General features: G+C 41.2%; 14 protein-coding genes. 9 read left to right on the forward strand and 5 right to left on the reverse strand.

Annotation, left to right across the window (positions count from 1 at the left end; translation table 11 throughout):
* The first annotated feature begins 66 nt into the window (after positions 1 to 66).
* The gene (locus tag ACVHUV_RS06775) at positions 67 to 465 is read left to right on the forward strand and encodes a YbgA family protein (protein ID WP_462086531.1); all 399 of its coding nucleotides are present in this window, start codon (positions 67 to 69) and stop codon (positions 463 to 465) included.
* 13 nt (positions 466 to 478) lie between these two features.
* Here the strand turns inward: ACVHUV_RS06775 and ACVHUV_RS06780 are convergent, their stop codons facing one another.
* Both ACVHUV_RS06780 and guaD read right to left on the reverse strand, forming a co-directional pair.
* Positions 479 to 1,033, reverse strand: coding sequence for an MEDS domain-containing protein (locus tag ACVHUV_RS06780; protein ID WP_462086532.1), 555 nt, complete (start codon positions 1,031 to 1,033; stop codon positions 479 to 481).
* Between the two features lie 64 nt (positions 1,034 to 1,097).
* The gene (gene guaD / locus ACVHUV_RS06785) at positions 1,098 to 2,465 is read right to left on the reverse strand and encodes a guanine deaminase (protein ID WP_462086533.1); all 1,368 of its coding nucleotides are present in this window, start codon (positions 2,463 to 2,465) and stop codon (positions 1,098 to 1,100) included.
* Between the two features lie 163 nt (positions 2,466 to 2,628).
* Here guaD and ACVHUV_RS06790 point away from each other — a divergent pair, with 163 nt between their 5' ends.
* The 4 genes from ACVHUV_RS06790 to yfmH all read left to right on the forward strand — a co-directional run bounded on the left by ACVHUV_RS06790 (position 2,629) and on the right by yfmH (position 7,699).
* Positions 2,629 to 3,303: a DNA alkylation repair protein gene (locus tag ACVHUV_RS06790; RefSeq protein ID WP_462086534.1), complete on the forward strand. Its 675-nt coding sequence runs from the start codon at positions 2,629 to 2,631 to the stop codon at positions 3,301 to 3,303.
* Between the two features lie 160 nt (positions 3,304 to 3,463).
* The gene (locus ACVHUV_RS06795; protein ID WP_462086535.1) at positions 3,464 to 4,867 is read left to right on the forward strand and encodes a serine hydrolase domain-containing protein; all 1,404 of its coding nucleotides are present in this window, start codon (positions 3,464 to 3,466) and stop codon (positions 4,865 to 4,867) included.
* 247 nt (positions 4,868 to 5,114) lie between these two features.
* Positions 5,115 to 6,410, forward strand: coding sequence for an EF-P 5-aminopentanol modification-associated protein YfmF (gene yfmF, locus ACVHUV_RS06800; protein WP_462086536.1), 1,296 nt, complete (start codon positions 5,115 to 5,117; stop codon positions 6,408 to 6,410).
* Positions 6,410 to 7,699 carry an EF-P 5-aminopentanol modification-associated protein YfmH gene (yfmH, locus tag ACVHUV_RS06805; RefSeq protein WP_462086537.1) on the forward strand — a complete coding sequence of 430 codons (1,290 nt, stop codon included), beginning with the start codon at positions 6,410 to 6,412 and terminating at the stop codon, positions 7,697 to 7,699. The genes yfmF and yfmH overlap by 1 nt, the downstream gene beginning before the upstream one ends.
* Positions 7,700 to 7,723: 24 nt before the next feature.
* On the opposite strand, the gene brnQ is transcribed toward yfmH, so the two are convergent.
* Positions 7,724 to 9,043 (reverse strand): branched-chain amino acid transport system II carrier protein, encoded by a 1,320-nt coding sequence (gene brnQ, locus ACVHUV_RS06810; RefSeq protein ID WP_462086538.1) that lies wholly within the window; start codon positions 9,041 to 9,043, stop codon positions 7,724 to 7,726.
* Between the two features lie 309 nt (positions 9,044 to 9,352).
* Between brnQ and ACVHUV_RS06815 the strand changes: the two genes are divergently transcribed.
* The 3 genes from ACVHUV_RS06815 to ACVHUV_RS06825 all read left to right on the forward strand — a co-directional run bounded on the left by ACVHUV_RS06815 (position 9,353) and on the right by ACVHUV_RS06825 (position 11,871).
* Positions 9,353 to 9,472, forward strand: a complete 120-nt coding sequence (locus ACVHUV_RS06815) for a YjcZ family sporulation protein (RefSeq protein WP_317946233.1) — start codon at positions 9,353 to 9,355, stop codon at positions 9,470 to 9,472.
* A gap of 197 nt (positions 9,473 to 9,669) precedes the next feature.
* Positions 9,670 to 10,035 carry a hypothetical protein gene (locus tag ACVHUV_RS06820; RefSeq protein WP_317946231.1) on the forward strand — a complete coding sequence of 122 codons (366 nt, stop codon included), beginning with the start codon at positions 9,670 to 9,672 and terminating at the stop codon, positions 10,033 to 10,035.
* Positions 10,036 to 10,158: 123 nt separating this feature from the next.
* Positions 10,159 to 11,871 carry a sulfate adenylyltransferase gene (locus tag ACVHUV_RS06825; RefSeq protein ID WP_371390617.1) on the forward strand — a complete coding sequence of 571 codons (1,713 nt, stop codon included), beginning with the start codon at positions 10,159 to 10,161 and terminating at the stop codon, positions 11,869 to 11,871.
* An 87-nt stretch (positions 11,872 to 11,958) separates the two neighbouring features.
* On the opposite strand, the gene ACVHUV_RS06830 is transcribed toward ACVHUV_RS06825, so the two are convergent.
* Both ACVHUV_RS06830 and ACVHUV_RS06835 read right to left on the reverse strand, forming a co-directional pair.
* Positions 11,959 to 13,149: an NHL repeat-containing protein gene (locus ACVHUV_RS06830; protein ID WP_462086539.1), complete on the reverse strand. Its 1,191-nt coding sequence runs from the start codon at positions 13,147 to 13,149 to the stop codon at positions 11,959 to 11,961.
* Positions 13,136 to 13,663 carry an RNA polymerase sigma factor gene (locus ACVHUV_RS06835; protein ID WP_462086540.1) on the reverse strand — a complete coding sequence of 176 codons (528 nt, stop codon included), beginning with the start codon at positions 13,661 to 13,663 and terminating at the stop codon, positions 13,136 to 13,138. Before ACVHUV_RS06835 ends, ACVHUV_RS06830 begins: the two co-directional genes overlap by 14 nt.
* 460 nt (positions 13,664 to 14,123) lie before the next feature.
* Here ACVHUV_RS06835 and ACVHUV_RS06840 point away from each other — a divergent pair, with 460 nt between their 5' ends.
* Positions 14,124 to 14,945, forward strand: coding sequence for a DUF2935 domain-containing protein (locus ACVHUV_RS06840; protein WP_462086541.1), 822 nt, complete (start codon positions 14,124 to 14,126; stop codon positions 14,943 to 14,945).
* Positions 14,946 to 14,954: the final 9 nt, after the last annotated feature.

Genomic DNA, 14,954 nt, shown 5'->3' on the forward strand with positions numbered 1-14,954 from the left:
TGAATCCGAGCACAAGTGTTTGGAAAGTGTTTCTCAGCCGCTTTTGTACATGTGAGGAGGAATCACATGAACAATCGTAAGGAAATCGATAAGTTATGGAGTCGAGAAAAATACAAAGTGATGTTTTACAGCCAAAAACATTACAATGAGATTCGTTCTGTTCTTAAAAGTGGGGTAGATGTCGAGCGAGTGAAAACACTCATAGAAGAAGCTTTTACGCTACGTCCTTCTATCGGTTCAGTGTTGAATGCCTATCAGCATATGTGGGGCTATTTTAAAAAGTACGCGTCTGCTCAAGAAAGACAAGCATATGTATTAAAGGCAAATGCGTTCAGTACAGGTGAAGGGGAAGCGAGAGAACTGCTGATGCTTATTCGAGAGCTCGCTTTGAAATATGAAGTAGATTATTTGCTACAAAGTACAATTCTGCAATTAAATGAAATGGAAAACGGGCCTCTATCATAAGGCCCGTTTTTGTTTATTGATATTGTACAGATTGCACAAGTTCATTTTCCACTAATACATATGGATGCGTTTCAAGTAGAATCTGCAGAAGGTGATCGGGCATTTTATCTGAAGCATATGCACAAATCAACGGAAAAGCATAGTCGTTTACCGCTCCATCCACAATCTTCTCGAAGTCCTTGATAAGATAATGAGGCTCCGTCATAGTTGCCCACTCGACATGAGCCCATGAGCGAAACTTTACACCGTTCGTGACGTAAGGTTCAACCGTCTTCGTAAAGTATTCTGCAATGGCTGGGGGATGGTAGCTCCCGCTCGAACGGTAAAAATGCAAGCTGTTAATGAGATGGACAAACTCCAATTGTTCTGCAGAAAATCGTTTGCGTAATTCGTTCATGATGCTTAGTGAAAGACGTTCGTTTTCTACAAGTAATACATATTCTTCTAGAACAATTCCCTCTTCAATAAAGCTTAGAACTTGTTTCAAATAGTTTTGCATCGTCTGATAAGAATAAAGAACGTGGACCTTTCGATGTTCGATGAATAATTCATTCATTTCTTGAGTCATCTGATGAATCCCCCTTTGCATTATTCGTACGATTGATAGGTAAGTCTAAATGCTACATCCGTTGTTAAGAGCGATTATGCACTTTCTCACCTTGTACCCAAACTTGACGGATGTTTTCTGGACGTGTCAAATAAATGATCTTCTCAAACGTATCCATTAAACTACCTTCATCTCCGTAAATCGGTAAGCGTGCAGTGGCAATTGTCGTATCAATTATTTGTGCATCCCATGCATATCCTTCTTCAATTCGACCAATTGGAAGACTTAAACTTTCTCCACCTCCTGCTGTTACAAGATAGAATGCTTCATTTATCGTAATCCGGGAATTTGGTACACCGCGCTGATCTGCTGGAAGACTTGTGTCTACGCCGTCTTCCAACATTCTTGAAGAGATGACGGCTTGTCTCGTATTGTCGTATAAGCTAGGAGAGAAGCCCCCGGAAATGTCCGAACCTAAACCGATTTCCACGCCCATCGCCATGAAACGGGCAATCGGTATGACGCTATTGGCAAAATAAGCATTTGAAACGGGACAGTGAGCAATTGCGCTGCCTGTTTCCGCAAATAATTGTGCATCTTCATCATTCAAAAAATTCGAATGAGCCATGACCGATTTCTCTTGCAATAAACCGAAGTCATGTAGCGCTTGTGCATCATTTTTACCGAACCGTTCTTGTACATAACCATGCGCCCAATCGCTTTCACTACAATGTGATTGAATATGTGTATCATATTTAGCAGCCAATTCACCGAGTCCTTGTAATGCTTCGTCTGTACAACTAGGGATGAACCGAGGGGTGACAACTGGATAGACACCTTGTTTCGTCTTCTTCGCTAGTTCTTTAACGGCAACGATAAATTCCTCTGTTTCTGCGAGAGCAGTTGCTGTGTTTTCATCTTTATAAAATGAGGGTGTCTGTTCAGGGTCATCCATGACGACTTTCCCGACTAATCCACGTTGCCCTTTCTCGGCACATAATTCGGCCAAGATGATACTCGCTTCTTTATGGATAGTCGCAAAGTATAGAGCTGTTGTTGTACCGTTTGCTAGTAGTGTATCGACGACATCACTATAGACCGTCTTTGCGAACGTTGTATCAGCAAATTTCGCTTCGGTTGGGAAAGTATACGTGTTTAGCCAATCATTTAAAGGGATATCGAGTGCAGTTCCTGCTTGAATCCATTGCGGGGCATGTACATGCAAGTCGACGAAGCCAGGAAGAATGTATGTGCCTTTCTCGAAACGGTGGAAAGCGTCTGTGTTTTTGTATTCCTGTAGGATTTCGTTATAAGCGTCGTCTTCTGGATGAACGATTTTCGCAATAATGCCCGCTTCATCAATGCAGAAGAGGCATTCTTGTAAAACGGTCACTTCTTTAGGGGAAGCGCTTGTAAATGCTGTTCCTTGAAAAACTTTTGTAAATGAATTCATCGTATGTTCTCCTCTATGGAATATTGTTATAATTGTTAGAAATCTATTTAATTTCTACAAATCAGTATGTACGGATCCTTTTATTTATAGTAACAATAAATGGACGTTGGGTAAATCTTACACGGTAAAAAAATCAGTTGAACAACAAAAGGAGATGATGGCAGTGAAGAAGGAATGGACGATAGCAGGGATTGTTGAAAAGTTTGAAGCGAACCGGGATGAGGTGCAAGCAGAACAGATGGCAGCATATATGAAAGGGCATTTTACGTTTATAGGCATTAGGAGTCCATTGCGTAAAACGTTAATACGTGAACAATTTCTTACGTATGCACTTCCAAAACCGGAACAGCTCTTTAAAGAAGTAGCAAAGCTTTATACATTACCTGAGCGAGAGTATCAATACGCAGCAATAGCATTGATTGAAAAAATGAAGAAACAGTTGACGGTTGAGGACTATGATCAGCTCCTTCAATTAATTGAAGCAAAGTCGTGGTGGGATACGATTGACGCGATCGCTCCGCATTTTGTCGGACATATTGTCAAGCAAGATCGCCCCTACGGTGAGAAAGTCATGCTTGAATGGTCACAATCAAACAATATGTGGACAAACCGTTCTGCCATTTTGCATCAATTAAAATTCAAGAAAGAGACCGATGTCGATTTACTTTTTCGCATCATTCAACAACATGTGGATTCGAAAGAGTTTTTCATCCAGAAAGCGATTGGATGGGCGTTAAGGGAGTATGCCAAGACGGACGCGGCAATTGTGAAGCAGTTTGTAGAAGACACGCCATTGAAGCCGTTAAGTCGACGGGAAGCGTTGAAGCATATTGGATAATAGCAAGACAAAAAGAATTCTGCTTTCTTCTAGCAGGGACCTCTTCGACAAAAATTGCAGTGTCGGAAGGGAAAAGCCACGTTTTTGACGAATATAGCTAGAGAACTGAGAGTTGGGTAGGCGGAAAGGAAAACTTTCGACTTGCAAAGGGGATGGGTACATGAGTGAGACAATAGCAGTGAAAGCTTATGAGCAATATGCAGCTGATTTTATGGAACAACAGATGATTCCAGGGGCAATGGTCGGCATCTCTGAAAATGGAAATAGGGTGTATGAGAAGGTTTTTGGTTATCGACAAGTGGCACAGCAGCTGCCCATTGACGGGGATACAGTGTTTGGCATTGCATCGATGACAAAGTCCTTTACATGCGTGGGGATTATGAAACTACAAGAGGCAGGAAAGTTGTCCGTCAGTGATCCAATCGTACAGTATTTGCCGGAGTTACGGACAAATGCGCATGTCGAGAACATTACGATTCATCATTTGATGACCCATACGGCTGGGTATCCGCCGTTAGCGACGCATGTCTATGCACGGAAAAATAGTATTGAACAAGATCCTTCTGCGAAAGATTATGGATTGGATTTATTGAACAACCCTGGTCCGCATATTGAAACGTATGATGAGATGCTCGCATTTATGGCGAACGAGGACGTGGCTTGGTTAGGGGAACCGGGCGAGTATTACAGTTACTCTAATGACTCCTATGGTTTGCTTGGTGTCATTATTAGTCGAGTGAGCGGGGAGCCTTACGAGTCGTTTATGGAAGCGAATGTCTTAAAACCCGCAAGGTTGACGAGAAGCTTCTTTGAAATGGAAGTCTTGGAACAGTTTGAAAATGTTACGACGTTATATATGAAAGCGAAAGATGGAACGCAAGTGTATGAAGCACCGCTTTGGTGGGATGCCCCATCCATGCGTGCAGTCGGCTATTTGAAGTCAACTGTGAACGATATCATCCGTTATTTGGAACTTTATTGGAATGAAGGAGTCATTGAGGGGACGAGGATTTTATCCAAAGAAAGTGTCGAGCAGATGATGACGCCACATATTGAGTATGAACCAGGGAAATGTTATGGTTATGGCTTGCGCATCATTCCGGACTACTTTGGCTCCAAGCTAATCAGCCACGGAGGCGGGCTAAAAGGGGTTTCATCCTTTATGTGTGCCATCCCTGAAAAGAAACTTGCGGGTGTCATTTTGACGAATGTAGCGGATGTCTCAGCAGGGGACGTACTCATGGCGGCAATGAATGTTTTGGAAGGACGACCATATGACGCTTCTACTGGAACCTATGAAATCATGAAGGTAGACAGTACTGCTGTTGAACAGTTGCTTGGTGTCTATACGTCAAGTGAAGGAATGCATGTTACCGTAGAGCTCCAGGATGGTTTGTTTGGGATTGTTTCGAACGGTCAATTCAAGCAGCTTTGGTCGATTGGAGACAATCACTATGTGGACAATCAAGACAACGGGGATGTATTGCAGTTTATTGGAAATGAAAATGGAGCTATCGACCGGATTGTGTATGGTGGTAGACACATTCTAAAAAATAAATCATAATCCTTTTCAGCAACATTGGCTATATGCATTGGCCGATGTTGCTTATTTTTTGTCTCCTGAATGAACAAGGATTTGTACAAAATGAGTAGAAACGGGGTCTAGGTGTGCTGAAAATGTTGTATTGAAAATAGCGAGACAGTACACTGTGAGTAGATTCAGAATGTTGGAATGAGCACGCGATGGAGGGGTATGCACGAAACGCGCCACGATGAAGACGTGCGGAAAGTTTAAGAGGGAGGAATGTAACATGGAAGCAAACGGTAAGAACACGTTATTGATAAATGGCATGCATGTTCATATTATGCCGAGTAAAAAGTTTAAGACAAATACAGTAGAAGTGAAGTTTCAAACAAAAGTAAATCGGGAGACGATCACTCGATTAGCACTCTTGCCTACTGTGCTAAGAAGAGGATGTTCGGCTTACCCAACAAAAGCGGCTATCCAAGAACGTCTTGATGACTTGTATGGTGCGGCAATTGGGATTGGTGGATGGAAGTCCGGAACGAGTCATATTTTAAACTTCCAAATGGATATGGCGAATGAGAAATTCATTCCAAATGAAAATACATTAGCGGCAGATGTGTTCGCATTTTTAAATGAAATGATCTTCCATCCGAATGTACATAATGGTGCTTTTGATGAAGCTGTTGTAAAACAAGAAAAAGAAACGCTCCGTCGTCATTTGGAAGCGATGAAAGATAATAAGATGTCCTATGCTAATGTCCGTTTAATCGATGAGATGGCGAAAGGTGAAGTATACGCAATCCATGGACAAGGCTATGCTGAAGATTTACAAGCGATCAATGGACAGAATTTGTATGAAGCATACGAGCAGGTGGTAAATTCAGCAAGGGTTGACGTTTTCATCACAGGAGATTTCAATCCTACTGTAATGGAGGAGACAATTCGTACATCACTCGTTGGTTTATCGGAAAGAAATGCGGTAGAACTGCACGATGAAATGACGATATTTGAGGACTTTAAAAGTGTATCCGCTGTAAAGGAAGTCATTGAACACGAAGACATTCAACAAGCAAAACTACATATCGGCTACCGCACGCATACAAACCTTAGCAAAGCTGATTGTGTGCCAATGTTAGTCGGTTCGATGCTGTTAGGCGGCTATATGGGTTCTTTGTTGTTCATGAATGTGCGTGAAAAACATAGTTTAGCATATTATGTAAGTGCGAGTTTGGATGCGTTTAGTGATAAATTATTCATCTACAGTGGAATTGCTGGAGAGAATTATGAAAAGACGATGCAAATTGTTGATGAGCAAATCATTGCCTTACAAACTGGCGAATTTAGTGACAATGCATTGGAAGAGGCGAAGTCATTGCTTATCAATGACTTGAAAGGTTCTCAAGATAGTGCAATCGGTCTGATTGATGACGTGTACAAGCAGATCTTAACAGGTACGTCGAAGTCTTCGATCGATTACATTGAAGAAGTAGCAGCAGTCGATAAGGCTGCCGTCATGCAAGCGGCAAGTAAATTGGAGAAAGATACGATCTTCTTCTTGACGAACAAGGAGGCAAACTGATGAAGGCCATTCAATTTGAGAATATAGATGAAACTGTTTACAAAGAGACGTTAGCCAATGGGTTAGAAGTGATCCTTATCCCAAAACCGGCGATGAACAATGTGTTTGCGACATTTACAACTGATTTTGGCGCTGCAGATCTCCGTTTTGTGCCATTAGGTGAAAAGGATCCAATTGAAGCTCCTGATGGCGTTGCGCATTTCCTTGAACACAAGTTGTTCGACAAAGGGGAAGGACGGGACATCGTTGCAGAATTTAGCAGGCTTGGTGCGCAGTCGAATGCTTATACGAATGCAACAGAGACCGCTTATTATTTCTCAGCAACAGACCATGCGTATGACAACATGAAGCTTTTAATCGATTTCGTACAAGATTCATTTTTTACTGATGAAACAGTGGAAAGTGAAAAAGGAATCATTGTTCAAGAGTCACAGATGTATGCCGACGAGCCCGCACAACGGATGTATTTCCTTATGTTAAAATCATTGTTTAGTCAGCACCCGGTGAAAAATGAAGTGCTTGGTTCCATCGAATCAATTAATAGTATGACGAAAGAAGATTTGTATACGTCTTTCCGCACATTCTATCATCCCTCCAATATGAAACTATGCGTGACAGGGAACTTCGATTTGGAAAAGATGTTGGACGTGATTAAAACGGATCAAGAAAATCGTACATTCGCACAACCTGAACCAATTGTCCGTATTCATACGGAGGAGCCAGGGGAAGTTGCAAGCAAAGAAACGACAATTACCATGCCGATTGGAACACCGAAATGCAGTATCGGAATTAAAGAATATGAATCTGCAATCGCCCCAGAAGTCTTGTCCAAGCGAACGCGATTAACTGAAATGACACTCGAATACTTCTTCGGTTTGAGCGGAGAGTTTTACAAAGAATTGTATGATGCGGAACTGATTGATAGTACGTACAACTACTCTTATACACTTGATAAGGACTTCGGCTTTACAATGATTACGAGCAATACAGACAACCCTGAAGCACTTGCAAACAAGGTAAAAGCACAGCTACATTCCTTACAAGCATACGAAGCAGATGAGGAACAGTTTGAACGATTGAAGAAACGGACAATTGGACGTACTTTGCGGAAGATGAATTCGATCGAAGCGAACGCAGAAGAATATGTATGGCATGCCAATAGAGGCATCGAATACTTCGACATCATCCCGACGATCCAATCATTAACGGTCAGTGACTGGTCAACATTCCTTCAATCGTGGATCAAAGAAGAACGCATTGCAGTATGCAACATACTACCTGAAGGATAAAACAGTGCCAGGCACCGACATAATTCAAAATTGTTCGGGTGCCTGGCACCTTTTTGCGTAAAAATAGCCAATAATGGCGGCGATGAACGATGGAACTAACCAACCAATTCCTTCTTCATATAATGGCAAATAATTTAGCACACTTGTAATGGGTCCAATTATAAAGCCGAATGCCTTTAACATATCAAAAAATCCAATAACGCCTGCTGCAACGAGTGCAAATAGGTAGACTGCCCGATAGCCTTTAAAGAGACGATGAAAAAAGCTAATCGTTATTAACACAATTGCCAAAGGGTAAATTCCAATAAGGATAGGCAAAGTGATTGCTATTAGTTGAGTGAGTCCAATATTTGCAATCCCAATACTAAATATGCAGATGACGAGCACAACTGCTTGATAGGAAAATCGTTTAAACGTATTGGAAAAGAAGGTGGCACATGCAGAAACGAGGCCGACAGACGTTGTAAGACATGCTAACAAAACCGCAATGCCAAGCAATAGTTGCCCCCATGTTCCCATAAGCTTGTAAGCCAGTGCAGTTAGTATGATTCCGCCATTTTCGGCATTTGGCGCAACTGTGCGGCTAGTCGTTCCGAGGTATGCAAGACCGACATAAACGAGACAAAGCCCGATGACAGCAATCATCCCTGATTTGATTGTAACTTTCGTAAGAATCTTCTGATCGGTGATGCCTTTTGCTTTAATGGCGTTAATGACGATGATGCCAAATACGAGTGCTGCGATTGCATCTAATGTCAAATACCCTTCAATAAAACCGCTCGTAAATGGATGCTGTGCGTAAGCTTCCTTTGGTTGGCCATTCTCTCCGGAAGGGTTAACGAATCCGACAATAACGATTGTCGCAACAATCAACAATAGAATCGGTGTTAACACATTGCCAAATCGATCCATAATTTTGTTAGGCTTTAACGCGAGCCAAGCAGTCACAGCAAAAAAAAGTAGTGTGAAAAGCAACAAGGCTAGTCCTGTGCTAGAAGTTGGCACAAATGGGGATGCCCCAATTTCAAATGCAACTGTTGCCGTACGCGGTACACCAAAAAACGGACCTATCGCTAAATAGACAAGTATCGTAAACACGATACCAAACACAGGATGGGCTTTTCCTGCTAAATCCCTCAACTGGTTGCCGCTCCTCGCTACAGCTACTACCCCAAGAAACGGAAGTCCGACACCTGTAATGAGAAAACCCGCTATCGTTAACCAAGTATTCGTCCCGGCTTGTTGACCAACTAACGGAGGGAAAATCATATTACCAGCACCGAAAAACAATGCAAACATTAACAAACCGAGTTTAACGGTATCTCTCCGTGAGAAATCATTCATATAGGAACCTCCAATAATTCAAAACAATTCGTGTGCGAGTCTTACCTTTTCATAGTAACAAGAGCTCGGAACGTTGTGAGTATGCGAAACTGTAAGAATTAACAGGCAGTATGCACTCTATCAACTATAACATGTTCTGTCCACCACTGTGGAGTAAGAGGGTAGATCAGGAAGGCTTTCTAATCATTATAGTTTGCTACAACCTATGAAGAGATTGTCTACTCACGCTCTTCTCTAGGGATTTGTCATGTGTGAAGCTGCGAATGGAACATAGAATAGCATCATAAAGTTCAATGGAGGTGTTAAGTGATGTCAGGAAATGTGGGGGGCAAATGTGGCCACTACGGTAACGGATTTACGTTAATCGTAGTATTATTCATTTTATTAATTATCGTTGGCGCATCTTATTTAGGTGACGGCTACTGTTAATGTTTATTAAAGTTCTGGATTAGGGGATAGCTTTAGTGATGACCACATGCAAACAAGGAAGGTCCTTGTTGTATGTGGTTTTTTATTGGTTTGATAAGCAGACTTCTTATGAACTGACTTACATATACTGCAGACCTTTATTTACTGCTGAAATATTGTTAGAATTATTATGAAAATACTAAAGGGGTGAAGTTATTGTGGGAGCTGAACAGGAACAATTGACTGAGGTAACGGACGAGAGAACGTATATTGAAACACCAATCAAAACAATTTTTACAAAGTTTGCAAGAAATCGAGATGTGTCGCTTGCTTATGGCGAGCCCATTGAAATGGGTTTAAAGAAAGTCTTACCGGTTGCCAAAGTGAAATATGCAGTCGGAGGAGGCGGAGATGGATCTGGAGGAGAAGGAGGGGGTGGAGCGATTTCGATTGATCCAATTGGTGTCTTTGAAATAACGCCAGATGATGTCCGGTATAAATCGACGAAGCGTCCGACTATAATTCTCTTAAGTACCATTGTAGCAATGGGCTTTTTCTATTTGTTGAAAAGAAATAACAGCTAGTAAGATATGTGTTTTTGTGTTTTATTTCTGAAAATTATACTTTTTTATCTTAGTTATCTATGATAAGATTCAGAATAGAAGTGCTTTTTGAAGCATGCTATTTTAAACGGAAGGGGAATGGCAATGTTAAATGTCACGGAGAACAGATTTGCGAATTATCCGCAACAACCGCATGGGGGGAAATTAGTGGACAAGGTTGTAACGGGTACAGAACGCGATGAAGAAATGGTGCGGGCTAAGCAGTTACCAACAATTATGGTGGACATGGAGGCGGTCATTACACTTGAGATGATTGCGACTGGGGTATTGTCACCAAATGAAGGGTTTATGAATGAAGAGGATTATAAGTCTGTGTTGGAAAAAGGCCGTTTGGCGAACGGGACAGTTTGGCCAGTGCCGTTAAGTTTTGCACCAACAGGATCTAGAAACAGTGAAATCATTGCAACACTTTCAGTTGGGGATGAAGTGACACTTGCAAATGAAAACAACGAACCTGTCGCGATTTTGTCAATTAGCGATATTTTTGAATACGATAAAGCATACCGCGCATCTCATCTATTCGGAACGACAGATCGCAATCATCCTGGGGTAGATGCGATTTATAGAAGAATGGGGAACACGGCTTTAGGGGGGCCGATTCGGTTATTGCAACGTGTCGATTGGGGACCTTTTGAGAAATTGAGGCTAGAACCGAAAGATACGTGGCATGAGTTTTACGAAGAAAAGAAGTTCCGTTCGGCTGCTGGATTCATCACGGGGGCTAATCCATTGCATCGTGGCCATGAATATATTCATAAAAATGCCTTGGAAGAAATTGATGGTTTGCTCTTACAGCCATTAGTCGAAATGGCAAAGCGGGAGTATACGCGACATGAATTTCGGATGTTGTCCTACCGCAGTGTTTTGGAAACATATTATCCAAAGGGAAGGTCAATCCTTGCACCATTGCGCGTAACGTATATTTTTGCAGGACCGAGGGAAACGGTGCTCCATGCATTGATCATGAAAAACTATGGGTGTACACATGCGCTAATTGGTCGTGATCATGCGGGCATTGGGGATTATTACGATAAATATGCGAGCCATAGCATTTTTGATCAGTTCAAGCCGGAAGAACTCGGTATTGATATCCGCTTGTTCCATGAAGTGTTTTATTGTACAAGGTGTGATGCACAGGCAACTGAACAGTCCTGTCCTCATGATGCAAAATACCGCATTAACATTTCGGGGACAGGTATTCGTGAGATGTTGCGTCATGGAATTATGCCCCCGAAAGAGATTGTCCGCCCTGAATCGGCACGAATCGCAATGCAAGGTGTTCAACCAAAGGGGCTGGATGAAAGTGAAGTTGCCATTTCGCCAGTAGGTAAAACGATAAAAAGCATGTTCCCGTTCTATTTAGAAAGGACAAGACTTGGTGGTCCGAAACGACTAGAACCGCTAACGGTCGAAGAACTGACGAATCGTGATTTGGAAGCGGTTAATCTCGATGTACGAGCGAATGCAAATCGGATTTATCAAGACATTTTTAACGAGTATACAAGTGTAGGGGACACAAACCGCAACTTGCAACCTGAATGGGTCATGGATGCACGTGAATCGCTACACAACCAACAACAAATGGTCGTCCAGGACTTGAAAGAGAAAGTACAGCAAGCGCCGACAGTTGCATCGGACGAATTCATGTACCAAGACAAGGAAGAAGCTGAAAAGGAATTGAACGTCGCGACGAAAATCCTTGAAGACATTCCAAAAGTATTACGTCCTCATGATTTTGACTATCGTACTTGGAACGTCCTACCTTATAAACGCTACCGAGGCAGCGACGAAGAGTAAGGGATTGGTGTGCCGGGGGACTCGGTGCAGGAGATATATATGAAAAAAGCCGTCATTAAACTTTATTCAGTTTAATGGCGGCGTTTGTCATTCATTCAAAAACGCATCAATTCGGTCCTGCAACTTTTTCTCGAATTGCTTCCCAGGAATTAATTCATAAATAACTACAGAATTAGCCCCTGCGGATAAATAATAAATCTTTTTATCTTCCATTCGCAGTGTATGAGATGAATAGTAAGCCGCTTGCTCATGAGGCTCTCTCACTGCACCTAATACTGTCCCATCCTTATTAATAACATACACATGAAATTCTGCCATGATTTTATGTGTATCGGCCACTTCTGTTTTTTCAAAGATAAGTTGATTAGATCGAATATCGAGCATCTTGATGCCGCCAGTAGTGTGATCGAAGGATACAGTTATTTTTTTCACACTACCGTCTTCTTGTATAGAGATTTCTTCTGTTTCCATGTTTTTATGGAGTACATCGACGATGATATCATCTTGTTCAAATGAATGAGGGAATTTTATAGTTTCTCCAGTCATGAGATTCTCCATAAGCGGTCTTGCATCCCGTACAATTATCTCTTTTTGCTCATTTACGAACAATGAAGTGGGATTTAGCATATCCGTTAAAATTGGATATTGTTCTTTTAGCTCACCATCTTTATTGTACATAATGACTTTTCTATTTGTTGAATCAAGTACATAAACATTGTTATCATCATCCACAAAAATATCTCTATACCATTCGGCTTTTTCCGTATCATTTAATTGGATGGTATAGAGGTAACCATTCACTTGTGTAACCACTATCTTACGTGCCGCGTTGTCTAATACATAAAACACGTTATCTTTAACAAAGAAACTCTCGGTTGTACGATCGCTGCCCCCTGGTCTTTTTTCTGGCATCCCAATTTCAGACCTTGCTTCTCCATACGGGATCTCCAATAGAATCCTTGCCTCTTCTTGGTCAGCAATGGGTATCTCGTCTTCGGAAAGATTCTCTTTAGATTTTGTTTTGTCCATTGTTTCTGTGTTATCGAAGACAAGGGGATTCTCACTTGAAGGTTGATTGAAAAAAAGGAAAGTCACTGCAAGAAAAGTTATCAGCGTAAAGGAAGTGATTGTAATCGGGACAAGAGCAAACCTTTTTTTACGCGTCGGTTGAATGAGTCGCCTTTGTAGTTGAGCGACGAACTCTTTGTTTGGATCCTTATCCGGTCGATTGCGAAGACTTTCTAGAAATTCCATGTCTTTTTCACTAGGATCGATCATAGCTCTCCCACCCCTCTTTGAGACGTATATCCTTTTTCAATTCTAGAAGTGCTCGGTGGAAATCCACTCGCACCTTTCCTTCACTGCATTGTAATACTTCTGCCGTTTCTTTTATACTCAATTCGTTCAATCCACGTAAAATGATGACACTACGGAAATGAGGTTTAAGTTTTATAAGCGCTCGTTGAAGGTCTTCCCAGTTTTCTTTGCCAATTACACTACGGCTATTCATATCAGCTTCATAAGATTTATTCGATAAAGCTTTTGTAAACACTCTTCTTAGGTGTTGCTTTCGTATCCAATCAACTGCTGTAAATCGTGTTATGGATAGAATCCATGTTTTCACCTTTTGGGAATCCTTCAATTGATGTAGATTCTTCATTACCTTCAAAAATGTTTCTTGTGTAATATCTTCTGCATCTTGTTGGTTATTTGTAAAATACAAAGCAAAATGATACACATCTTTATGGAACTGGTTAAACAGTTCAGAGATATGTACTGATTTCTCATTCAAGAAGTCTGGCCTCCTTTCAGATGTATCAATAAGTCGATTGAAAACATAGTTTGTTACAAGAATTCAAGAAATTTGTATGGGGAAAATCGCACAGAACTTTCAAGTGAAGATGCGTACCAAAATGTTAAAAAAAGTTAGCAACCCGACTTTTTAAGCATACTTTTCTAGTAATTATACCAGGCGTCTTGGATAACTAATTTATAGGTTGCCCATTTCATAACAAGTTTTCTTCTACGAACCCATTGGCTTACGCTCCAACGCACGCTTTCCGCGGGGCACAGGTGAGCCGATCGAACAAACAAGTGATATACTGCAGGAATGGTAAGGAGTGAAGCTAGCATCAAACACTACACTATAAAATTTTAAAGATACCATCCAAATAAGAGATTTGTTTAGGTGCTTGGCGCTCTTTATACATATAGGCTGCTGATCGGACATAAGCTGAAATGGTGAATGAATAATGAGGAGTGAGATAGCCATTTCAGCTTTCGTGATGCGTTCATTAGAGGAAATTCGTTTTTGGTCAAGAATAATGAAAGAGCATGCTTTCTTTTTGAGTCTCGGATTTACTGTTGATCAGACACAGCTTATTCAAGAGGCAAAACACTTCATTGCGGTTTTTGAACGAATTGAGGAGCAGATTGCTGATTATAATGAAAAAACAGATCCAGCAGTGATTAGAGAACTTAATCGCCAAGTGTATCAGGCTGCAGCGTCAATATGGGCATACAAACGAAAAGTGTTAGGTTTACAATTGCGATGTGAAATTGTAACGAACAACTTACCCTTACTTGTTGATCATACGAGTCGTGAAGCTGCATACTTTGCTAAGCGATTAAAGGAACTAAATGAAGGAAAGTTAAGACCTTTACCTGAGGCAATTATAAAAGAAAATGTTTTTTTCCTAAAAATCATGGCAGATCACTCGAAATTTATTGGGCACTTAATGGATCCATCAGAAAGAAAACTTGTTGACCAAGCGAGAGAATTTAGTCATGATTTTGATCAATTGCTATTTCAAGCACAAGATCTTGATCATATGCGACCGCAATCTGAAACGGTTCCTTTGCTAGACCAATTCCTTGATCAAAATCGCGTTTCGGTCGTTTCTTTAAGGGACTTTAAAAAGACAGCAAGAGATTTGATTGAAGCCTGTAGGATTAAAAGTAACATTCCAGCCCTCCTAGCTGATCATGTTTACCGAGAAGCGGATCATTTCTTGGAGATCATCGATGCATTTGACGAGCACCTAATGGCTGTTAAGCATGAAGAGTATAAATAAAACGTAAAA

This window comes from Sporosarcina saromensis (assembly GCF_054901285.1).